A 23,227-nucleotide genomic window follows, 5' to 3' on the forward strand; every position below is an offset into this window, starting at 1 on the left:
GTTGGGTATGTCGAAACCTATTTTAAGGGATTAACAATCGCTGTGTTACCGACAAACTTTATTCAGGGTATTGGGTTGCAGAATGAAAAATTGTGTTATAATAGTCAATGACCTGGACTTATGCGATTAGAACGCCCAAACCTTGTCAGAACCGGAAGGTGGCAGCAATACGGGATGCTTCTGATAGGCGTAAACTCCGGGTCACTTTTTTTACACCGAAAAATCTGTAATCGGTGATACTTGTTTTAGGAAGTTGGAGTGGTTATGCCGGGTTTCGGAGATCTTTTCCAAAAAGCCGTTTACTTGGGGGTGGGTTTAGCCTCCTATGCTGGCGAAAAAGCCAGTAAAACCCTAGCAGAATTACGCACGGATGCCCAGAAATTAGCCGATGAACTCGTGAAACGGGGCGAAATGACGACAGAAGAAGCCCGTCGTTTTGTGGAAGATACCATTCAGCAAGTTCAACAACCGCCGACTGAACCTCCGCTTTCATCTCCTAAGTCTGAACCCCGTCGCATTGAAATTGTAGATGATGAGGAACCCACTCCCGTCGATGAAGGGGTGGAAAAGTTAAGAAAACAGGTGCAAGATTTACAAGACGAATTGCGACGCTTACAGCAATAGTCAAGGGATAATCAAGCTCACCCCGATACAAAAAATTATACTAAATGGTTAATTCATTCGCGCTATACTAGAAAGATAGTATAGCGATTTTTTGCTGTATTTTATAAAATTTATTCAGACAACTGGTTAATCAGTCTCATGGAAGAGTGGTCAAAAAGTATTGTAGAAGCACTAGAAGCAGTCGTTTCAGACATGGAGAAATTTTTTGCAGACGTGACTGAAGAAGTTAACGAAATGTTTAACGAACTCACCAAGATCTCGGAAGAAATTACCGATGAGGTACAAAATAAAATTCTTCCTGAACTTGATGAATGTATGAATGATATCTTTGAACCCATTCTCGATATTTATTTTGATCTCGATTCAGGTCTGGATTTAGGTTTAGATCATGAGGGAGAACATTTTGATCCCTTTGTCACTTATGTTCAACCCACAGAAACAGAACAACCCGCCTGTCGAGGATGCAAACATTATCACGGACAAGTTTATGGGGGAAATTTATTAGTTTGTGGAATGCACCCAACGGGAGCCGAAGGAGAAACTTGTTCTGATTGGGAAGGCGAATAGGGAATTTAGTTAATAAATTAACCGTTAATTATTAACTCTTACACTGTTAACTGATAACTGATAACTGATGACTGATGACTGATAACTGATAACTAACTGATGACTGATGACTGATAACTGATGACTGATGACTGATGACTGATAACTGATGACTGATAACTGATGACTGATAACTGATGACTGATAACTGTATTCCTCAAATTCCACCTTCATTGCATCTACGAGCCTATCAAAAGCAAGCGGTCAATAACTGGTTTGCTAATCGGGGACGGGGAACGTTAAAAATGGCAACGGGAAGCGGTAAAACCATTACAGCGTTAGCGATCGCCACAGAATTATATCAGAAAATTGGTTTACAAGCATTAATTATTATTTGTCCCTATCGCCATTTAGTAACTCAATGGGCAAAAGAGGCAGAAAAATTTAATTTAAACCCGATTTTAGCCTTTGAAAGTGTCAGGTATTGGCAAAAACAATTATCGACTGAATTATATCAATTAAGAGCCGGATATCAAGCATTTTTAACGGTTATTACAACTAATTCTACCTTAATTTCCGAAGGATTTCAATCTCAACTACGTTACTTTCCCGAAAAAACGTTAATGGTAGGAGATGAAGCCCATAATTTAGGAAGTCCTCGCTTAGGGGAAAGTTTACCGCGAAATATTGGCTTAAGATTAGCCCTTTCAGCTACTCCTGAACGGCATTTTGATGAAAGTGGAACCGATGCGATTTTAAACTATTTTGGGCCTGTTTTACAACCGGAATTAACCTTAGCAGAAGCCATTCGTCAAGGCGCATTAGTTCGCTATTTATATTATCCGATTTTAGTCGAATTAACAGAAGCAGAAAGTCGAGCCTATCATCGATTAACGACGCGCATTGGTTGGGCGTTAATGGGGGACGAGAAAAACTGGGAAAATAATGAAACCGTTACAGCTTTATTAATTCAAAGATCTCGATTAATTGCATCAGCAAGCAATAAATTAGATGCGTTACGTCAGTTAATGAAAACACGATTAAATACAACTCATACTTTATTTTATTGTGGAGATGGAAGCATAGAAACCTTAGAGGATTATTCCCCACGACAATTAGAAGCAACGGTGGAATTATTGGGGTCAGAATTGGGTTATCGGGTGAATACTTATACCGCAGAAACCCCTTTAATTGAACGGGAAAAATTACGTCAACAATTTGAACGAGGGGAATTACAAGGATTAGTAGCAATTCGATGTTTAGATGAAGGGGTTGATATTCCCGCGATTCAAAATGCCGTGATTTTAGCGAGTAGTTGTAATCCTCGACAATTTATTCAACGACGGGGAAGAATTTTAAGACCCCATCCAGGGAAAGAACGAGCAACGTTATTTGATATGATTGTTTTACCCCCAGATTTAGATCGAAATACCTTAGAAGTTGAACGCAATTTATTAAGAAAAGAGTTAAAACGGTTTTTAGAATTTGCCAATTTAGCCGATAATGCTGGGGAAGCCAGATTAAAATTACTTCAGTTACAAAAGCGATATGGATTATTGGACTTATAATTCTTTATAAAAGTTAACCCTATTTTCAAATCTCAACAATTATTGTAGGATTAATAGCAGGATGGCTATAGATAGGCGTAGTCCATTTTAGGGGAATAAAAATGTTGAAATATTCTGAAAGTTTGATTACGGCGATTACGAATGTTTTCTCTGAAAAAAAATCTACTTACGGAGATAACATTAATCCTAAAGAAGCTCAAGACCCGATTACCAATGCTTCCCCGGAAGTTCGAGAAATTATTGAACGGGTTTTACAAGCCGAACGAGATAAATTATATATGAAAAATCCGCGTAATATTAATGATGATATTCTCAAAATTATTAAGGATGTGGTGCAATGAGATTAATTTCAATTCAACTCTGCAATTTTCGGCAATTCTATGGAAAAACCCCAGAAATTATTTTGGGTTATGGAGAGAGAAATACAACGGTGATTCATGGCAATAATGGAGCCGGAAAAACCACATTAATGAATGCGTTTACTTGGGTTCTTTATGAAAAGTTTAGTGCCGCCTTTGCCATTTCTGAACATTTAGTGAATAAACGAGCATTAAATGAATCTGAACCCGGAAAAGGGGTGGGATGTTGGGTAGAATTAATCTTTGAACATGATCATAAACGATATTTAGTCAAACGGATTTGTCGAGCTTATAAAAATGGCAGTGAGATTGAACAAACAGCCAGTCAATTATATATGCAAGTGGCGGGAGATGATGGACGCTGGGGAATGCCGCCTCACCCTCCAGAGGAAATTATTAATCGAATTTTACCGTTAAGTTTACATCAATATTTCTTTTTTGATGGAGAGAGAATTGAGCAGATTGTTAGAGATGAACGTAAAGTAGAAATTGCGGATGCAACAAAAGAGTTATTAGGAGTTGAAGTTTTAAATCGAGCCATTAAACATTTAGGGGAAGCCAAGAAATCCTTAGAAACGGATTTAGGAATGATTGGAAATCCTGAAACCAAAAAATATTTACATGAAAAGAAAAAAGCGGAACAGGAAATTGAACGTTTGTTGCAAAGACAGACTGAAATTACCCAAGAGTTAGACCACCAAAAGCTGGTCAAATCAACCTTGAGTGAGAGATTAATGGAGTTAAGTGGTGCGGCTGAATTACAACAATTACGGAATGAATTAGACCTAAAAAAACAATTACTCCGAGAACAACTCCATCAAGGTCATGTCGCTATTAATCGAGGAATTTCAACCAAAGGCTATACGGTTTTAATTCCTGAATTAACAGCAGAATTTAGAACAATATTTTCCGAAATGCGAGAACGGGGGGAGTTGAATACCGGAATTACCAAACAGTTTTTGCAGAGTTTATTAGCGGAAAAAAAATGTATTTGTGGGGCTGAGTTAATCCCAGGAAATACGGGATGTGAACAAGTTGAACATTGGTTAAATCAAGCGGGAACGGCTGATATTGATGAAACAGCAATTCGGTTAAGTAGCCAAGTAGATGAATTAGATAAACAAGCCACTGAATTTTGGGACGAAATTAATCGCCAACAACTGAATATTCAAACTTACCGAGAAGAATTACAACGGATTGAAAATGAACTCGATAGCATTACCAATAAACTGAGAAAGTTTCCTGATGAGAATATTCAAGAGTTACAAAAACGGTTAGATGAAATTGAACTCAAAATTAGTGAGTTAAATCGAGAAACGGGTTCAAATCAGCAACAAATTGAGAATTTTAAAGCAACGGTTGAGAGTTTGTCTCGGCAAGTTGATAAACAACAAATGAATGAAATAAAACAAGTATTAGTGCAGCGAAGAATTGCAGCCACTCAAGATGCAATCTTGCGTTTAAATCAAGTTAAAGACCGTTTAGACCAACAATTTCGCTGTCAGTTAGAAAAGCGAGTGCAAAAATTATTTAGTCAAATTTCCTTTACACCTTATTTACCAAAATTAACGGAAAAATATGAATTAAAATTAGTTGAAACCACCGCCGGAGAGGAAGCGGAAGTTGCGGCTTCAACGGGGGAAAATCAGATTTTAAGTTTATCGTTTATTGGGGGAATTATTGATGGGGTCAGAGAATGGAGTCAAAAAAATACTTTAATGGGCCCCGATAGTAGTACCTTTCCGATTGTTATGGACTCGCCTTTTGGCAGTTTAGATGAAATTTATCGGCGACAAATTGCAAATATTATTCCACAATTAGCAAATCAATTAATTGTTTTAGTCACCAAAACTCAATGGCGGGGAGAAGTAGCAGAAGAAATGGAAAAACGCATTGGACGCGAGTATATTTTATCCTACAATTCTCCAAAAACTGATTGTGAAGAAGATTGGATAGAATTAGGAGGAGTGCGTTATCCCTTAGTCCATCAAAGTTCAAATGAGTTTGAATATACGGAAATTTTAGAAGTGGAATATGATTTTTAAAGGAATAAAAAATACTCAACAGGAGTTAGGAATATGGTAATGGGATTATATCGCACCACTAATATTAATCCCTTAGTTCCTACTATTCCCTATTCCCTATTCCCTATTCCCTATTCCCTATTCCCCATTCGTAATTCGTAATTCGTAATTCATAATTCGTAATTCCCTATTCCCTGTTCCCTACTAGGAATTACTGACCAAAACGACGGTCAATATCGTCCGCAGCAGAACCCCCTCGACGGGAATTAATTCTTAAAGATTGACCATCTTTGGAAAGGTCATAAGTTAGGGGTTGAGTCGATTTAATCAAACTTTCGCCTTCTTGCGCTAAAGTTGCTGGAGGGTACTGATTCATTAACGCTCTAAGCTGTTCAACTCGCTTAGGAATAGCCGGATGAGTGGTATCAAATTCAGCACCGGATGTGCGTCCTAAAACATCCATAACTCGAATACATCCTTCCGCGTCAAAACCCGCTTTAGCAATATATTGATAGCCAACTTCATCAGCTTCAAATTCTTGTTTGCGATTATTTTCAGCGAGCTTTTGTTCTAATTCTGTAGTTTTTTCTTGAACAATTTCTTTCACCCGTTCTTCTGCTTGCGCTAAACGTTGACGACTCGCACCTTGTAACGCACTATTTCCCACGTTTCCCGCAGTTCGACCCCAACCTCCCAAAAAACCACCAACAGTTTGCAAAACAGCACCTCCAACTGAAGTTCCTGTTGCATCAGATTTAGCATCTTGAATTTCAGCTAAAACTTGTTCTTCGGCTTCTTTTTGAATGCGTTCTTTTAAAGCTGCTTCTTCGGCTGGCCCTAACGCAATATGACGTTTAACATGATGTGCCATTTCATGACCAATGACACAAGCAATGGCAGAAGAATCTCCTGCTAATTGATCTAAAATTCCTGTATAAATCGCAATTAAATTAACTTCCGTTGCAAAGGCATTAATATTATATTCATCTACAATTCCAACCCGCCAAGGCGTATTATCTAAACCATTAGCTCTGGCAATTCTATCAACAACCCGATAAATGACATAAACATCTTCTGAAAGTTCTTCTTTCGCTTGCTTATAAAACTCATCGTTGGATGGATTTTGAGCCATTAAAACGCTTTCAGGATTCAATGATTCCGCTAAAAGAGGTGTAGGGAAAAATAGGGTACTTAAACAGGTGAGAATGGCTAATTTTTGAGTAGATTGCAACAACGGAAACATAACCGCACCTCGGCTGACACAACGAGCAATTTTCGTGGGTTTAACTTTAACACTTCTGTTTGCTTTTGTCTAGGGAAAAATATACTTATTTTTTTACAGGAATTAAATTGACGTCAAAACGTTTACAAAATTTTATACTCAAGCTTTCATCCTAGGGTTACGCTTAAAAATCCGCAGTTGCAATGAGAGAGAAATGGACTATTTAACAGAGTGGACAGAAAGTGGCGTTGATGAAGAACTCACCCAACTTAACGTGATTCCTCTGGATGGGTATCGTCCGTTAGATTATCTTCTCTATGCTGATACCCTTCCGCGATTAAATACAGGCCGTTTATCAGAACCTATTCTTAACCGTTATAAACATCTTTATGATGGAGGTTGGTGGTGTTCTGGGATTGATATTTTGACTGGAAACCCTGATTTATGGGGATGTTTTAAACCAATTAAACCTCGTCTAACCTCAGATCAAAGTAAATGTATTAAATATGAACATCCTCCCAATACACCAATGGGAATTTTTGCTCTCAGAATTTCTCGAACAATTTGGGAAAGAATTGCCCAAAAATATGCTGTTGAAATTAATTCATCTGATATTCAACCTCATCAACCGGATTTAGGATTTTGGCGCTGGGTAATTTGTCATCCCGAACTGCCTTTATGTATTACTGAAGGAGCTAAAAAAGCCGGAGCATTACTAACAGCCGGATATATTGCGATCGCACTTCCTGGAATTCATGGTGGGTATCGAGTTCCCCGTGATCAATATGGAAATAGAATTGCTAAACCTGCTTTAATTCAGCAATTACAGCAGTTCTCAGTTCAAAATCGGAAAATTTATATCGTATTTGATCAAGATACTAAACCTAAAACCATTAAAGCCGTTAATTCAGCCATTCAGCAAACAGGATATTTATTATCACAAGCCGGATGTTCCGTTTATATTGTCAATTGGAATCCTCAATTTGGTAAAGGAGTTGATGACTTAATTGCAGAACAAGGACAAACAGTATTTGATCAGGCATATCAAACGGCAACTCCTTTAGAAACCTGGAAAGCATTTTCTTATAATCGCTTAAATTATTCCCCCAATATTGACCTCAATAGTCGCTATTTATCCGATATAAAAATACATCAAAATGCTAAACTAATCGCCATCAAATCTCCTAAAGGAACCGGAAAAACAAAAATATTAGAAACCCTAGTTCAAGAGGCACTTGAAAAAAAACAATGGGTTTTAGTGATTGGTCATCGAATTCGACTCATTGAAGCGTTATGTCAACGGTTTGGATTACAATACATGAAATCTGCCGTTGAAACTCCTAATTCTGCTTTTGGGTATGGATTATGTATTGATTCATTACATCCTAATTCTAGCATTAAATTTGAAGCCAGAGACTGGTCAAATGGACTGGTTATTTTAGATGAAGTTGAACAAGTATTATGGCATGGATTAAACTCAGAAACCTGCCAAAATTATCGAGTTTCTATTCTAAAATCATTCAAAACTCTCCTGCAAAATGTCTTGGGAGGAGGCGGTCAAGTTGTGATTTCCGATGCCGATTTAAGCGATACCTCTATTGATTATTTAACCGCCTTATCCGGTATTCATCTGCAACCTTTTGTGATTCAAAATCAGTGGCAACCTTCACCCGATGAAGCGTGGACAATTTATAACTATTTAGGAAATACCCCTGACCAACTGGTGAAAGACTTAGAACAACATATTGCCGAAGGAGGGAAACCTTTTGTTTGTTTATCTGCCCAAAAATTAGCGAGTCAATGGGGAACTCGTACCCTAGAAACCTATTTAAAAACTCAATTTCCAGATCGTTCTATCTTGAGAATAGATTCCGAATCTTTAGCTGATCCTACTCATCCTGCTTATGGTTCAATTGCTAACTTCAATCAACAGCTAATATCCTATGATATTGTGTTAGCTTCTCCTTCCATTGAAACGGGAGTTAGTATTGATATTCAAAATCATTTTACCTCAGTTTGGGGAATCTTTCAAGGCATTCAAGCGGAAAATTCTGTCCGTCAAGCATTGGGACGAATTCGAGAGAATATTCCCCGATTTATTTGGATGGCAAACCGAGGATTTAATCAGGTGGGAAATGGTGCAACTTCTATGAGTTCTTTACTCGGTAGTGGACAACGATTAACTCGCTTAAATATTCGGCTGTTGCAACAATCAGATTTTGCAGGATTAGATGATTTAGGAATAGGATTTCAATCTGAATCTTTAGTCTGTTGGGCAAAAATGGCAGTGCGATTTAATGCAGGAATGGATCATTATCGAGAAACGATTTTAACAGCGTTAGCAGGAGAAGGTCATCAGATTATTGAGGTTCCAGAAGCTAAAAAAATACCCAAAAATGCGATTAAATCGACGCAAAAATTTCAAACTAAAAATTCAGAACGTCCGACCCTTAATGAACTCATTTTAGCGGTTAAGGATCAGAATTACCAAGCGGAAAGTTTGGCTGTAATTCATTCTATTGATTTAAGTGATTGTCAATATTATTCTCTTCAAAGAAAATTATCAAAAACTCCAGAAGAACGTCGCGCAATCCGTAAATATGAGTTAAAATTACGCTATGGGGTTGCTGTTACATCAGATTTAATTGCTAAAGATGATCAAGGATGGTATGAACAACTCAGAATTCATTATTTCTTAACCGTAGGTCGTCCTTATTTAATGGGTCGAGATGCGTTAATTGCAAGACGGTTAATGGAACAAGGACAAGGCAATATTTTTGCCCCGGATTTTAATCGCTCCCAGCTAGGTGCTATGATTGGAATCATGGAATTATTAGGGATTCCGGCTTTACTTAAAAATCAAGAACGGGATTTAAAAAATACTGATGCTGACTTACAAACCATTACTGAAATTGCCCTTAAAGATCGAAGTGCTATTAAAACGATTACAGGAATTGGACTCGCTAAAAATTCAAGTCCTATTACCATTTTACGCCGATTTTTAGATAAAATTGGTTATCGTCTAACCTGTGTTCGCTGCCAAAGTGAAGGGAAAAAACGAGTCAGGGTTTATCGGGTTATAGACCCCCAAGATAACCGAGAACAAATCTTCCAACATTGGTTAAAATTAGAAGGTCAATATCCTTGCCAATTAGACACAACCATTCCTGAAAATAATTTCATTTCAACTCCTTTTCAATTCACCCCAGACTATATCCAACTTTCTCTATTCAACTCCTAGTTAATCCAGAAACCGGGTTTTTGCTCACAATTTTGTTAACTATCCCCAATTTTCTGATAAAAACCTGGTTTCTTTTAGGCGTGGGATAGGTAAAATTCAAAAACCGGGTTTTTGCTCAAAATCTTGTTAACTATCCTCAATCTTCCGATAAAAACCCGGTTTCTTTTAAGCGACAAATCAGTTAAAATAAATAAAGTTGAGATTATTTCCCAAAATGAACACCCTATCAACTCCTACAATTCAACCCCAAACCCTGACAAAAATTGGTGTAATTGGAGGGGGACAACTCGCTTGGATGATGGGAATGGAAGCCGCATCTTTAGGGGTTTCTTTATTTGTTCAAACCCCCCACAGCACTGACCCAGCAGTTCCTTTCTCCTCCGAAACCATTTTAGCTGCTATTGATGACCCGACAGCCACCGCAAAATTAGCAAAATATTGTGATGTTATTACTTTTGAGAATGAATTTGTTGATTTAAACGCTTTATCTAAACTGGAAGAACAGGGGGTTTGTTTTCGTCCTCGCTTACAAGCTTTATCCTTATTATTAGATAAATATGATCAATTAAGTTATTTAGAAAAAATAGGTTTACCCGTTCCTGCATTTCAACTCTTAACCCCTGAAAATGGTAAAATAATTAATCATAATCTGGGTTATCCTGTGGTTTTAAAAGCTTGCCGTTATGGATACGATGGACAGGGAACCTTTATTATTAAAAATGCGGAGGAACTCTCTAAAACCTGGGCAAAATTTAACTATCCTCCCATGTTATTACAACAATTTGTCCCCTTTGAACGGGAATTAGCGGTTATTGCAGCGCGTTCTGTTACAGGAGATGTGGCAGTTTATCCGATAGTAGAAACGGTGCAGAAAAATCAAGTTTGTCATCGAGTTATTGCTCCAGCTAATATTAATAAAAGTATAGCAGAACAAGCAGAAACAATTGCAACAACGTTATTGAATAGTTTACAAGTGATTGGGCTATTTGGAATCGAATTATTTTTAACATCCGAAGGGGAAATCTTAGTGAATGAAATTGCACCTCGCACCCATAATTCCGGTCATTTTAGTTTAGATGCTTGTGAAACTTCCCAATTTAAACAACATTTAAGGGCGGTCAGTGGTTTACCATTAGGTAATACCGCGTTAAACTGTAGTGGGGCTGTAATGGTGAATTTATTAGGCTTTGAAACCGCTAATTGTGACTATTTAGAAAAACGCAAAAAAATCGCAGAAATTCCTAATACTTTTATTCGTTGGTATGGTAAAACAGAATCTCGCCCCGGTCGAAAATTAGGTCATGTAACCGTATTAATTCAGACAGAAAACAAGGAAAATATAGAAGAAAAAGCGAATAAAATAGCTGATGAAATCGAATCAATTTGGTACTCGTAGGGTGCGTAAATTCCGCGCACACACCACAACCCCATCATTCCTGGAAAAAGCTAGTCTATAAATGACTTTTCATGATATGTTATTAATTATAAGGGATATTTGCACTCAGTACACATGGCTACTTCTATCTATTATATTCCTATTGATGAATCATTAGGAATTGCTAAACATTATTTTATTTCCTCCGATGGAACCTTTGAAAATTCAATTGGCTGGGGGCCTAATGGTGTTGAATATAAAGGTAAAGGAGTTGAATTAACCCCTGAACAACAAAAACGGATTTTAGACTATCCTCAATTATTTGGAGAGTATAATATTCATCGGAATAATTGTGAAATGTTTGCTTGGTATGTGATTACAGGTAAACAATATTCAGGACAAATTAAAGACAAAATTCATACAGCTATTGGAGCTTTAGCAGTTTCTTTGGTTCAACCTGTTTTAACTGTTCAGAGTTATGAAAGTTATCAGTTAAAGCAGGCTATTGCTAACAAGTTAAATCAAGATTTAGAAAATGCTAAAAAGGAAAAGCTAAAACAACAGCAAAAAGAGCGTGATGAATTTTGGCGCAAACGAGATGCAGGTGAATTGTAGATAAAGTAGTGCCACTATCTCGGTCGCTAATATTTATTGATTAAGTGTGATTAGGTGCGTGCCCGGAGCTTAAGCACCCTACAAAGTTAAGCAACTTGGCAAAAATTCCCTAAATTTTTCTGATGGGGTAAAGGTTTACCTTCAGCTTGATAACTCTCTAACAAATTCGAGGTAACTGTTCTCCACTTAACATATCAATAATCCGTTTTGCTCCGATTGTACTTTCCATTGTAACTAAAGAGGTTAACGTTTGTTTAACGTAACCAATTAAACTTGCTTCTGGAATTTTTGCTTGTAAAATCGATAAAGTTTTTTCAATATCTTTTTCAGGGACAAATACCGCAAACCGCCCTTCATTGGCAACATAAAGGGGGTCAAATCCTAAAATTTCACAAGCTCCTTTAACTTCTTCTAAGACCGGAATTGCTCTTTCTTTTATTTCAATTTCAACATGAGCACCGATGGCAATTTCATTCAACGTACTCGCTAAACCACCCCGTGTTAAATCTCGTAAACAGTGAATTTCTATTCCCGCCTCTAATAACTCTAAAACCACATCCGCCACAGGTGCAGAATCACTTTCTATTGTTGTTTCAAACTCTAATCCTTCCCGCACTGCCATAATTGCAATCCCATGTCGCCCCAAATCTCCATTAATAATTACAGCATCTCCCGGTTGAACCGATAGAGGATTAATAGTTAAATGATGTTCAATAATCCCGATACCCGATGTATTAATAAAAATCCCATCTCCCTTGCCTTTATCAACAACTTTAGTATCTCCAGTGACAATTTTAACCTGAGCATTCTCGGCTGCTTTTTTCATCGATAGAATAATTTCCCATAGAGTTTGAATGGGTAAACCTTCTTCTAAAATAAAACCCACACTTAAATATAAAGGACGAGCACCCGCCATTGCTAAATCATTAACCGTTCCATGAACAGCCATTGAACCAATATCTCCCCCTGGAAAAAATAGAGGATTAACGACGTATGAATCCGTTGTAAAAGCAATTTTATTGCCACTGAATCGCAAAGTAGCTGCATCATGTTCCACTTGATTTGAATCACCAAAAGTGGGTAAAAACATCTGGTCAATTAATTGACGCATGAGTTTACCCCCACCGCCATGAGCGAGTAAAATATAAGGATATTGTTGCAGGGGGATTGGACAGGTTAAACTAAAGTCTTGATTAGATGTCATAGATAGGTTATTGATAGAATAAAGATGAATTTATAAGAGAATTTTAGGAAGGGGCAGATGAAACAGTTATCCCCTAAGCTTTATAAAGTTTGGCTTTATCTCATCCTTTTAATTCTGGGCTATATTTTAGCCGGATGGCTATTAACTGCATTTCAGGTTTCCATCTGGGTTTGGGTGATAACCTTAGCCATTATCCTCTATTTAGCCAAAACAGGTTCCGAGGGTATTGTATTAGGAAGTGCTGGGGTCATGGGAATTATATTTTTTGGTGTTATTTTCCGAGTATGGCCCAAAAATTGGCCAATAACGATTTGGTTGCAAGATATTCCCGTTGGATCAGGGACTCGACCTAAACTGATTATGCTTTGGCCTCTAACCTATATTTTACTGTGGTTATTCGCTATTTTACTCGTTCTAGGATTAGCATTTGCCCATAAACCCTTAAAATTTTTAGGCTTAAATCCACAACAATGTTTTTATTGTTTAACTTTGTTATCTGGGTTGTCTTTAGGAATAGGTGTGTTAATCTTTAAAAATAGCTTATTCAATTTTATTTAGAAGAGCTATACCTAAGTAACATCCGTACAAATTCCGTATAAATTCGGATATAACACCGTATGAAATCTTCGGCTATTCACAAAGAACCTATTGATAAATTACCTTATCATGCCAAAACACCCGAACATTATATCCAACAAATTGAACCTAGTATTTTATCAAGTTTTACTCCAGAGCAATTAAATGAAATTAAAATAATATTAAATCATGCAATTCCTAAAAATTCTCCTAAAATTGTAGATTTAAGATTGAACGTTGACTTAATTCTTTCTCGATTTTATGTTGTTTTATTAGTGGGGAAAGAACGCCGAAAAGTTCAACGCCATTACGTTACACGGGGCCTCACAAAAGTGGGGAATTTCGTGGCTGCTATTATTTTATTAATTACTTTAAACTTAATGATTACTGTTTTGATCTGTTTATTGCTGTATTTAATTAAATCAGCAATTGGAATTGATTTTTTTCACCAAAGTCATTTAATTGATAAAATCAAGGAATTTTTATACTGATGTAGCTTTAAAAAAGCTACCTATTCCTCTTTTATCAATAAGGGGAATGAGTGAGATGATCAATTTTAGCAAGACCTAAATAGTTAGCTTAACAGTGGACGCTAATCTTGTACAAACGATATCTAGTTCGGAAAAATTCATGAAAAGCTATTATAATTTTTCTCAAAAATCAACTCCTGGTACAACATTTGTTACCGTTGGTGCAGCAACTGGGGCAGGAATTTATAGCACGATTGGTGGTGTGGGACTGGTGGGAAGTTTTTGGGGAATTGGGTTAGGAATGATGCCCTTAATGGGTGTGGGGGCGGTGGCGGGTGCTGCAACTTATGGCGCATTTAGAGCTATTAATCAAGGGGATTCTATTGCTTGGGGTACAGTAGGATTAGGGGCAATTTCCGGCATAGGAATTTCTTCCGTTGTGGGAGGAATGGGGTTAGGTTTTGCGGGGACAGGCGTAGGAATTGGCATGGGAACATTAGGAGTTTTTGGCGGCATTGTTGGGTTAGGATTATATGGAATTGCCCAATTAATTGATGCTGCCGGAAGCGGAGAAACAGCGTTTCAAGCCTTTGACCGGATGGAAGAACGGATTTTAGATCAGGAATTTTATACCACCGCGTTATTAGAAGTATTGGAACTTATTCCTGAATTTCAAGAAGAAAAATTAAAACAAAAATTCGATAATTTAGAATTAGAGGATGAATTAAAACAGCTTAAACAAAAGATTCAAGATACCCAGAAATCATCTTTTCAAAAAAATAAAGAAAAACCTACTATTGAAAATTACAGTCTTGTTATTTATCCCCAATCACCTGATTTAATGTGGATAGAAACACAGCGTTTAGCCGGACATCAAAATTCAATTCATGCGGTGGCTTTTAGTCCTGATAGTCAAACTTTGATCAGTGCCAGTGATGATCGTAATATTCACATTTGGGATGTTAATACAGTTAAGAAAAAATATACTTGGTTTATGCCTTATGAGATGTATTCAGTTGCCATTAGTCCTAGTTCAGAAGTCGTTGCCACCGGAAGTGTTAATGGTCGAATTACCCTCTGGAATTTTCAGACTCGACAACTGAATCGAACTTTATTGGATCTGAATCTTCCTGAAAAAAATATGGGAATTATTACGTCCCTCGTATTTAGTCCCGATCATCAAATTTTAATCAGTGGAAGTAGCGATAAAACCGTTAGACTTTGGTATTTTAAAACCGGACAATCTAAACGAATTTTGAACGGACATACTGATGGAGTTTGGTCTGTTGCTATCTGTTCTAAGAGTGAATTTGTAGCCAGTGGGAGTGCTGATAAAACTATTAGAATTTGGAATATCAAAACCTATGAAAATCCTATTGTTTTAACCGGACATTCTAACTGGGTGACTTCTGTTTTATTCAGTCCTGATGATAAAGTCTTAATCAGTGCGAGTGCTGACAATACAATTAAAGTCTGGGATCTTAAAACCTATCAATTAATTCGGACATTAACCGGACATTCTGCCGCTATTTTTTCTATAGCTTTGAGTCCCAATGGCAAAATTTTGGCGAGTGGAAGTGTTGATCAAACGGTTAAATTATGGAATTGGAAAACAGGAGAATTATTGCAAACGCTCTCCGGTTGTTCTCCCGTTGCCTTTAGTCCCGATGGTCAACGATTAGTTAGTGGGAGTCAAAAGGGGATTTTACAACTGTGGTATCAACAATTAAGTCTACCAGAATTAATCGCATCTGAACATTATCAAAATTGGTGGCAAGTATTAAGAGTTCATCCCAAGGCAACACCGAATCAAGTGAAAAAAGCCTATTATCAATTAGCCAAACAATATCATCCTGATTATAACATCAAATCTGAAGCGATCGCTGTTATGCAAAGAATTAATCACGCCTATGAGACTTTTTTAAATGAATGGAGTCAACAGGTGCGATCGCCATCAATAAAATGATCAATTTAACAAATATAAAGATTAGTAACTCAATCAAAAAAACAAGAATAATTATAATTTTTTAATAAAGTTAGTTGTGTACTATTACAATATAATTTAGATATTTCGCAATTTTATTTCGAGTGACTGATTATTCATGTTGCTTGTTAATCGCTCTTGATAAAGATACATAAGATCGTTAATAGCTACTTCTTTAACTTCTATTGAATTAATTAATTTAATCTGTCTAGTTGTTCCTCTAGTAATAATCCAAACTTGTTTATGATGATTATAAAATTCTTCTGTTGTTCTTCCAGATAATTCAATACTACCTTGTTTCAGTTTATTACAATAATTATTTATTTGTTCAATTTTACTGTTTTCTATATTCTGGAAATCAAGAGTACAATCATAAATAACTGCTAAATTTCCAATTTTGAAAAAACCATCAGCTTTTCCTGCTTGTCTTTCTCCTGTAAAATTATATACTGTCTCTATTCCCAATAACTTGAGTAAATAATAAGCATATTCTTCAAATTGTTTCCAGTTATTTGTTGTGATAATTTTATCAAAAAATCTCGGTGATAAATCTGAATCTAATTGTATTTGTTTATTCTGGTTATCCTTGTTAATATCTGAAATTTTATTGGGAATTAAATTATTATTTAAACTAAAAGCAATTAACTTATTCATAACTCTCTGAAATTCAAGCATTTCATCCTTAAAAATACGCATTTTGGTACTAATAAATTCATTTTCTAACTTTTTTCTTTGTGCTATTACAATATATTTAGTACCATTTTTTGATTCCTTAACCTCAAAGAAATAGTAATGGGAACTGCTAAAATATTTTTCTTCTAAAAAAATTAGATTGTTTGGCGATAAATTAGATTCTATTTGATTATTATGATAATTGTTATCGGTTTCAGTAACAGAAGTGTCATTTAAAGAAAAATTAATTAGCTTATTCAAAATCCTTTGAAATTCAAGCATTTCATTTTCAAAAATACGCATTTTGGTACTAAAAAATTTATTTTCTACCTTTTTTCGTTGATCGATAATAATATACTTAGAACCATTTTTTGCTTCTTTGACTTCAAAAAAATAATGATGTGAACCGCTCAAATATCTTTCTGTTAAAATAACATTCCTCTTTTCAGAAGAAAACCTATTTTCTGTCATGTTTTTTATCTCTTTATATTAGCTGAGTTATTAAATATAATATCAATAAAGGCAACATGGAATCAAAGGGTGCGATCGCCATCTGTAAAACCCTAATGAGTTAGCCTTTGCTCAAAATGTGACTGATCGTCCGTAGACTGATCGTCTATGAAAGGGGATCATAATTTTATGGAACAGTCTAAAACACAAGTTTTAAAGGCTTTAGGAAGTTTGATTAGACAATATCGAATGTCTATCAGAATTTCTCAAGAGGAGTTAGGGTTACGTTCTCACCTAGATCGAACCTATATATCTGGACTAGAACGGGGTGTAAGAAACCCTTCTTTAACAGTTCTAGTTTCTCTTGCTAGTGGTTTGAATATTACTGTTTCAGAACTGCTTGAGAACTTAGAAACAGAGATGAGGAATGTGGAGTGAACCCAGAATCAGCAGAAAGTTTAAAATCTAAACTTAAATCAGGTTCATCACAGTCTAAAGTTTTCGATTTATTATCTGATCAAAAGTGGCATTGTCGCAACTGTGAAGGGAAAAAAGTTGCTTCTAATCAATATGCTGGAGGTGGGGGAATTCAAGGTTTAGAACGAGGAAATAGAAGTGGTCGTCCAGGGTTAGTGATTGAAACCAAGCGAGAAATTTGTCAAGTTTGCCAAAAAATTACTATTTGGGATCGATGGACGGGAGAAACCAGAGAAGCAAATGCTTCTGCTAATCTTCCTCCTAAATTAGTCAAAAGAATTTTAGAGATTTACAATTATATAGACGTGATTGAAAATCGGCAACGGTTGCCTCATGAGTTAGTTATTGATCATCGTTTTCCGATGGAACGTTGGGGTAAAAGTGAACCGAATCATGATGTTAATATGAGTGAAACTGAAATTAGGAATAAATTTCAACTCCTCAAAAAAGATAGTTCTGGGAATCATAATCTTTTAAAGTCGAGAAGTTGCGAGAAATGTATTGAAACAGGAAACCGAGGAACACCATTAGGACTCGAATTTTGGTATTTTGGGAATGAGAAATGGCCGGATAATATTCCTCAATCGGGTTCAGAAGCCGAGGAAGGATGCGTCGGTTGTGGATGGTATAATTTTGAGGCTTGGCGAACTGCTCTTAATGCAACTCTAAAGCAAGTTGAATCTCAGAATTTTTTGGAATAGTTGATAACTCTTTCTCTTTCCCTAAACTAATACTATCTAAATAAGGAATGAGAGCATATCCAATACATTCTGCTAAACGGGGAGGAACTGCATTTCCAATTTGCCACATGGCTTTTTTCATCGTTCCTGCAAAGATAAAAGAATCAGGAAATGTTTGTAATCTAGCCATTTCACGCGCAGAAATCACTCGATTAAGATAAGGGTGAATATGAGTTCCACCGTGATTTTCTTTTATGGTCATACTGGGTTTACCTGAATATTGACGTTTGAACGCATCAAGATAAGTTTCATAGAGAGAACCTCCGGGGGGAACTTGTGCAATTCGCTGCATATATTCAGGAGAATGGCGAGTCCATTCATGATTAATTTCAGGAATAGGTGTATACTCAGGAAGATCAGAAATAGCGGATTCAATCGGTTGATATTGTTCGGGTAAAAGTTGAGGTTTGGGATAAGGGTTTTGGAGTCCAAATCGATTGGCAATAAATATCGCTCTAGGTCGAATTTGAGGGACTCCATAGGCAGCAGATTCAAGAATAACAACTGAAATATTTGAGTAACCTATGGCTTGAAATTGTTCAAATACTTCCTGTTTAATTTTTCCATTTTTCAGAGTTAGAATACCCGGTACATTTTCCATCACAACGTACCAAGGCAGAATTTCTGAAACAACACGAATAAACTGTTTAAATAAGTTATTTCTGGGATCATCAGGGTTTCGTTTTCCAGCAACAGAAAATCCTTGACAGGGAGGGCCACCCACAACAAGATGAATCGGGGGGAAATGCAATTTTTCCAAAGATTTTCTGGGATTGAATTCATGAATATCACCACAAAAATGATTACAACTTGGAAAATTATTTTGATGAGTTGCTGAAGCAATGGAATTAATTTCAATACTAGCTACAGGATTAAATTTTGCTTGGACTAAACCTTGAGTAAATCCCCCTGCACCACAAAAAAGATCGATAAAGTTATAGTTAAATGAGGATACAGACTGATTGTCAATATCAATAAAAACTTGATAGGGATCACGTTGAGTTGTTAATAGTTGCTGTTGAAGTTTTTCATAGCGACCTGATTTTGCTTTTTTTTGTTTTTTAGGAGTAGATTCTGTTTGTGTAGTGGGAAATAAAGATAACTGTAAATCCATTTAAACAAGCCTATTATCAATTAACAAAAAATATTATCCTAATTATAACATTAAATCAGAAGTGATCGCTGTTATGCAAAGAATTAATCACGCCTATGAGACTTTTTTAAATGAATGGAATCAAAGGGTGTGATCGCCATCTGTAAAACGGACAATTTAACCCAATAGAGTCTGTGAATTGAGTGAACTGAACCGTTTAGATTTTGAGTAAAACGCTTGAATCTTGGCGATGAAATTTCTCAGCCATTGAAGATTTATTTAATAAGCGTTCGGCTTCTTGAGGGTTGAGAGGTTTGGAGAAATAATAGCCTTGACCATATTGACATTCCAGGGATTTTAACTGATATAATTGTTCTTGGGATTCAATACCCTCTGCGATCGCATCCATCCCTAAACTATGGGCTAAAGCCACAATGACTTTAACCAATTCACGTTTATTTTCATCTAAGAACATTTGACTAACAAAAGAACGATCTATTTTTAAAACATCCACTGGAAATTGATGTAAATATCCCAAGGAACAATATCCGGTTCCAAAATCATCAATACAGAGTTTAATTTCTCGATGTTTGAGTTCATTTAAAGTAGCGATCGCCAATTGAGGATCAGACATAATTGCCGTTTCTGTAATTTCTAATTTTAACTCCGATCCCATTACTTCCGTTTCTGTCAAAATCCGATCAATTTTTTGACTTAAATCCGATGTAAATTGTTGACCCGATAAATTAACACTCATCCTTAATTGAGGATGGCAATTAAATTTCTGTTTCCATTCGCGTAATTGGCGACAAGCTTGTCGTAAAACCCACTCCCCAATATCAACAATTAATCCGGCTTCTTCCGCCACAGGAATAAATTCAGCCGGAGAAATAAAACCTTCTTGGGGATGTTGCCAACGCAATAATGCTTCAAACCCAGAAATTTCCCCATTTTCTAAATTAATAATCGGTTGATAATGGAGTTGAAATTGATTTTTTTCAATCGCCCAACGTAGATCCGTTTGTAACTGTAACCGCCTTAAAGCATCGGTTCGCATAGTCGCATCAAACACGACATAACAGCCTTTTCCTTGCTGTTTTGCTCGATACATGGCGGTATCAGCATCGCGTAACACTTCTGAAGGTAACAGGTATTCTGAGGAACTGTGAACAATGCCAATACTGCTCCCGGTAAAAATTTGATTTCCGTTCAAATTAAAGGGTTTTTTGAGAGACTTTTGGACTCGTTCAGCAATCTCTTTGACTTCTTCTGGAAAACCCACATTTTCTAATAAAATTGTAAACTCATCCCCCCCTAATCGGGCTAAAACATCCTGATTTCTTAAACAAACTTTGAGCCGTTTGGCAATTTCAATTAATAATTGATCCCCGCTTCCATGCCCTAAACTATCATTAATAAACTTAAATCCATCTAAATCTAGGAATAACACGGAAAAATGATAGCCGGGTTGTTCTTGACATTGAATAAGAGCCTGTTTAAGTCGTTCAATAAAAAAGGCTCTATTCCATAAATTTGTTAAAGAATCATGGGAGGCACTATAACGAAGTTTTTCTTCCGTTTGCTTAAAGCTGGTAATATCAACAATTGAACCTTCATAATATAAAATATGCTGTTTTTTTCCATCTAAAATTGCTCTCACATTGGCAAAAATCCAAATCACGCTATGATCATGACGATAGACCTGGGCTTCAAAATTATAAATTTCATGGTGTTGATTCAGTAAATCAATCATTTGATAAAATTCTTGATGGTGAACAAACACTTCTCGAATAAATGAGTTATTTCCGGTTAAAGCATCTGGAGACGAATATCCTAAAATTGTGGCGAAAGCTGGATTAACTCGGATATATTCTCCATCGCGGCTAATTTGAAAAATGCCTTCAACTGCATTTTCAAAAATACTACGATATTTTGCTTCTGCTTGTTTCCGTTGAAATACGGTTCCTAACTGAGTGGCAATGGAAGAAATTAAATTCAATAATCGTTTATCTTCCTGCTTGTTCGTTATTGTAAAAAATATTAAAACGACTAAAACTTTATCATCAACAACAATAGGTACACCAAACCCCGCTTTAAGTCCAAACTTGATGGCAATTTCTTTACGCGCAAAATGATCGGGTGATTCTTGTTCTATATCAAATATCCATTCCGGTTGTTGAGAAGAGTAAATGCGTCCAGTGAGACTTTGATTGGGTTGGAATATATACTGTTGATTCAGGCGTTGAAATTCTTCTAAATTTTCTCCTCGATTATATCCAATCGGGCTACATTCAAGATACTTTCCGTAAGGGTGGGGAACCCAAGCCTCCCCAAATTCCCAACCGATTGTTTCACAGACTAATCGCAATGCTACTTCTAAAGCAGACTCAAAATTACAGGCGACACTGACTTCTTTTGTAATTCGTTGTAAGAGGAGTAATTCTTCTTCTGCACGTTTGCGTTCTGTAATATCTAATCCCGCACCGACAAAATATTCATATTCATCAGTTTCTTCATTAAAAATTGCCCGACCATGCCATTCAACAATCAATTCTTGACCGTCTTTGGTTAAAATTCGTTCTTCAGTACGAATCGGTAAACGGCGTTGAATCATCAATTCAAAAACCCAGGGTAAAGAATCACCATTGCGACGGGGAACAAACGTTGCTGTATAATCAGTTCCCTTAATTTCTTCTAAGTCATAACCCAAAGTTTTTAGCATCATATCATTCATCAGTTGCACTTTTCCATCGGCATCTAAGACAATAAAAAAGGCAGGATTAGCATCAAATAAAGTTTGAGTAAAGTCTTTTTCTTTGCCTAAGGCAACTTCGGCTTTTTGACGTTCCAGGATTTCTGCCTGCATTTGATTCATAAGCGGACGAATCATTAGCACGAGGTAACTTGCACCCATTGCAATTACCCCCATTAAAATACTGGCGGTCGTCCAGAGTGCTGCATGAATTGTTTGATCATCATCACTTTCCTCAGAAGGGGGAGGCAAAATTTGCTCCTGATGTTCTAATAGGACGGGGGGTTCTTCGTGAGGTTTGAGGCGAAAATAAAAAGGAAATAAACTTCCTAGGAAAATTAACAGACCCAAAATTAAGAATCCTAGGGCAGATCCTTTAAGGACAAAGGTTTGAAGATTTTGTGTTTTTCTTTGCATTGCATCAATATAGAATTAAATTAAGAGTTCTATTCCCAATCCTTTGAGTCGGTTGGAAGTGTAACAATAATAATAATCAATCTTTCAAGATTTCGCCTAAAGCAAAAGCAGAGGACATTAGACAAGGTTGTAGGAATCCAGATTCTAGGAATCTTGAATGATTAATTGATAATTTAGATAATTTTGGGGAGAAGTGTCAATTCTATCTCATATTTTAGTATAACGTTCTCTGAATTTAATATTTTTTGTTAAAAAATAAAGATTATTTGAAATTAATTTGTAAAATTTTAATCTTACTATAATCTTAAAATTGTCAGTGATCTAACTCACATCTTAAGCTAATTCATATCATATTGTTTCCTTGGGGTTATAACGGGACTTAGAAATAGATTTCCCTTCAGAAATAACAAAAAAGAGTTTTAAAGCTTAATTTTTCCTATAAATTAGAAAAAGTTTAGATCATCCCACAGCCCAACTTTTTGTTGAACAATATTTTCCGCCTGCAACTAAAGCGAAAGCAGAGGAAATGGTCGCTAATATTAAAGCAGAATTTAAACGGCACTTAGAACAAAATCCCTGGATGAGTGAGCCCACTCGCAAACAGGCTTTAAACAAGTTGGACAAGATGATGATCTATGTCGGTTATCCCGAAAAATGGCTTGACTATTGCTAATAAGGGGGTTTGAAATTTCATAGCTGTTTCCTAAAATTAAGTTAACGGTTGACACTAATCCAAACTTTATGTTTTATTCCCCATCGCTAGGGAAACGATAAAGTTATAACTAAATAAAACAAAACTGTAGGGGTTTAACTTGTAT

At 36.3% G+C, this 23,227-nt stretch carries 19 protein-coding genes and 1 other RNA gene; 15 read left to right on the forward strand and 5 right to left on the reverse strand.

Annotated elements, in window-relative coordinates; all coding sequences use genetic code 11:
- Positions 1-109: 109 nt before the first annotated feature.
- The 6 genes from ffs (at position 110) to PL9214_RS01430 (ending at position 5,142) form a co-directional block, all read left to right on the forward strand.
- Positions 110-206, forward strand: an RNA gene (gene ffs / locus PL9214_RS01400) — signal recognition particle sRNA small type.
- A 58-nt stretch (positions 207-264) separates the two neighbouring features.
- Positions 265-624: a phasin family protein gene (locus tag PL9214_RS01405; protein ID WP_072717068.1), complete on the forward strand. Its 360-nt coding sequence runs from the start codon at positions 265-267 to the stop codon at positions 622-624.
- A gap of 138 nt (positions 625-762) precedes the next feature.
- Positions 763-1,191, forward strand: a complete 429-nt coding sequence (locus PL9214_RS01410) for a hypothetical protein (protein ID WP_072717069.1) — start codon at positions 763-765, stop codon at positions 1,189-1,191.
- Between the two features lie 176 nt (positions 1,192-1,367).
- A complete protein-coding gene (locus tag PL9214_RS01420; RefSeq protein ID WP_072717070.1) occupies positions 1,368-2,738 on the forward strand; it encodes a DNA phosphorothioation system restriction enzyme in 1,371 nt (456 codons plus the stop codon).
- 101 nt (positions 2,739-2,839) lie between these two features.
- Positions 2,840-3,079: a hypothetical protein gene (locus PL9214_RS01425; RefSeq protein WP_072717071.1), complete on the forward strand. Its 240-nt coding sequence runs from the start codon at positions 2,840-2,842 to the stop codon at positions 3,077-3,079.
- Complete coding sequence (locus PL9214_RS01430; protein ID WP_072717072.1) at positions 3,076-5,142, forward strand: AAA family ATPase; 2,067 nt, start codon at positions 3,076-3,078, stop codon at positions 5,140-5,142. The genes PL9214_RS01425 and PL9214_RS01430 overlap by 4 nt, the downstream gene beginning before the upstream one ends.
- 190 nt (positions 5,143-5,332) lie before the next feature.
- Here the strand turns inward: PL9214_RS01430 and PL9214_RS01435 are convergent, their stop codons facing one another.
- On the reverse strand, positions 5,333-6,364 hold the full coding sequence (locus tag PL9214_RS01435; RefSeq protein ID WP_222425186.1) for a M48 family metalloprotease: 1,032 nt from the start codon (positions 6,362-6,364) through the stop codon (positions 5,333-5,335).
- A gap of 193 nt (positions 6,365-6,557) precedes the next feature.
- On the opposite strand from PL9214_RS01435, the gene PL9214_RS01440 reads away from it, so the two are divergent.
- From PL9214_RS01440 to PL9214_RS01450, 3 genes are all read left to right on the forward strand, one after another.
- Positions 6,558-9,584 carry a plasmid replication protein, CyRepA1 family gene (locus tag PL9214_RS01440; RefSeq protein ID WP_072717073.1) on the forward strand — a complete coding sequence of 1,009 codons (3,027 nt, stop codon included), beginning with the start codon at positions 6,558-6,560 and terminating at the stop codon, positions 9,582-9,584.
- A gap of 214 nt (positions 9,585-9,798) precedes the next feature.
- Entirely contained in the window at positions 9,799-10,980 is a 1,182-nt protein-coding gene (locus PL9214_RS01445; protein WP_072717074.1) for a 5-(carboxyamino)imidazole ribonucleotide synthase, read from the forward strand.
- A 114-nt stretch (positions 10,981-11,094) separates the two neighbouring features.
- Entirely contained in the window at positions 11,095-11,574 is a 480-nt protein-coding gene (locus PL9214_RS01450; RefSeq protein WP_072717075.1) for an NC domain-containing protein, read from the forward strand.
- A 157-nt stretch (positions 11,575-11,731) separates the two neighbouring features.
- On the opposite strand, the gene hypE is transcribed toward PL9214_RS01450, so the two are convergent.
- Positions 11,732-12,778, reverse strand: a complete 1,047-nt coding sequence (gene hypE / locus PL9214_RS01455; protein ID WP_072717076.1) for a hydrogenase expression/formation protein HypE — start codon at positions 12,776-12,778, stop codon at positions 11,732-11,734.
- A gap of 57 nt (positions 12,779-12,835) precedes the next feature.
- On the opposite strand from hypE, the gene PL9214_RS01460 reads away from it, so the two are divergent.
- The 3 genes from PL9214_RS01460 to PL9214_RS01470 all read left to right on the forward strand — a co-directional run bounded on the left by PL9214_RS01460 (position 12,836) and on the right by PL9214_RS01470 (position 15,790).
- On the forward strand, positions 12,836-13,336 hold the full coding sequence (locus PL9214_RS01460) for a hypothetical protein (RefSeq protein ID WP_072717077.1): 501 nt from the start codon (positions 12,836-12,838) through the stop codon (positions 13,334-13,336).
- Between the two features lie 59 nt (positions 13,337-13,395).
- Entirely contained in the window at positions 13,396-13,845 is a 450-nt protein-coding gene (locus tag PL9214_RS01465) for a hypothetical protein (RefSeq protein WP_245824138.1), read from the forward strand.
- Between the two features lie 139 nt (positions 13,846-13,984).
- The gene (locus PL9214_RS01470) at positions 13,985-15,790 is read left to right on the forward strand and encodes a DnaJ domain-containing protein (RefSeq protein ID WP_072717078.1); all 1,806 of its coding nucleotides are present in this window, start codon (positions 13,985-13,987) and stop codon (positions 15,788-15,790) included.
- 96 nt (positions 15,791-15,886) lie between these two features.
- Here PL9214_RS01470 and PL9214_RS01475 read toward each other — a convergent pair whose 3' ends face one another.
- Positions 15,887-16,951 (reverse strand): hypothetical protein, encoded by a 1,065-nt coding sequence (locus PL9214_RS01475; protein WP_222425187.1) that lies wholly within the window; start codon positions 16,949-16,951, stop codon positions 15,887-15,889.
- 168 nt (positions 16,952-17,119) lie between these two features.
- Here PL9214_RS01475 and PL9214_RS01480 point away from each other — a divergent pair, with 168 nt between their 5' ends.
- Together PL9214_RS01480 and PL9214_RS01485 are read left to right on the forward strand one after the other, a co-directional pair.
- Positions 17,120-17,368, forward strand: a complete 249-nt coding sequence (locus PL9214_RS01480; RefSeq protein WP_072717294.1) for a helix-turn-helix domain-containing protein — start codon at positions 17,120-17,122, stop codon at positions 17,366-17,368.
- Positions 17,365-18,108, forward strand: a complete 744-nt coding sequence (locus PL9214_RS01485; protein WP_072717079.1) for a restriction endonuclease — start codon at positions 17,365-17,367, stop codon at positions 18,106-18,108. The genes PL9214_RS01480 and PL9214_RS01485 overlap by 4 nt, the downstream gene beginning before the upstream one ends.
- Here the strand turns inward: PL9214_RS01485 and PL9214_RS01490 are convergent.
- Complete coding sequence (locus PL9214_RS01490; RefSeq protein WP_072717080.1) at positions 18,062-19,261, reverse strand: DNA cytosine methyltransferase; 1,200 nt, start codon at positions 19,259-19,261, stop codon at positions 18,062-18,064. The genes PL9214_RS01485 and PL9214_RS01490 overlap by 47 nt on opposite strands.
- Positions 19,262-19,457: 196 nt before the next feature.
- Complete coding sequence (locus PL9214_RS01495) at positions 19,458-22,409, reverse strand: EAL domain-containing protein (protein ID WP_072717081.1); 2,952 nt, start codon at positions 22,407-22,409, stop codon at positions 19,458-19,460.
- Positions 22,410-22,851: 442 nt separating this feature from the next.
- Here PL9214_RS01495 and PL9214_RS01500 point away from each other — a divergent pair, with 442 nt between their 5' ends.
- Positions 22,852-23,082 (forward strand): hypothetical protein, encoded by a 231-nt coding sequence (locus PL9214_RS01500; protein WP_083579846.1) that lies wholly within the window; start codon positions 22,852-22,854, stop codon positions 23,080-23,082.
- Positions 23,083-23,227: the final 145 nt, after the last annotated feature.

The organism is Planktothrix tepida PCC 9214 (genome assembly GCF_900009145.1).
In the GTDB taxonomy this organism is placed as follows: Bacteria; Cyanobacteriota; Cyanobacteriia; order Cyanobacteriales; family Microcoleaceae; genus Planktothrix; species Planktothrix tepida.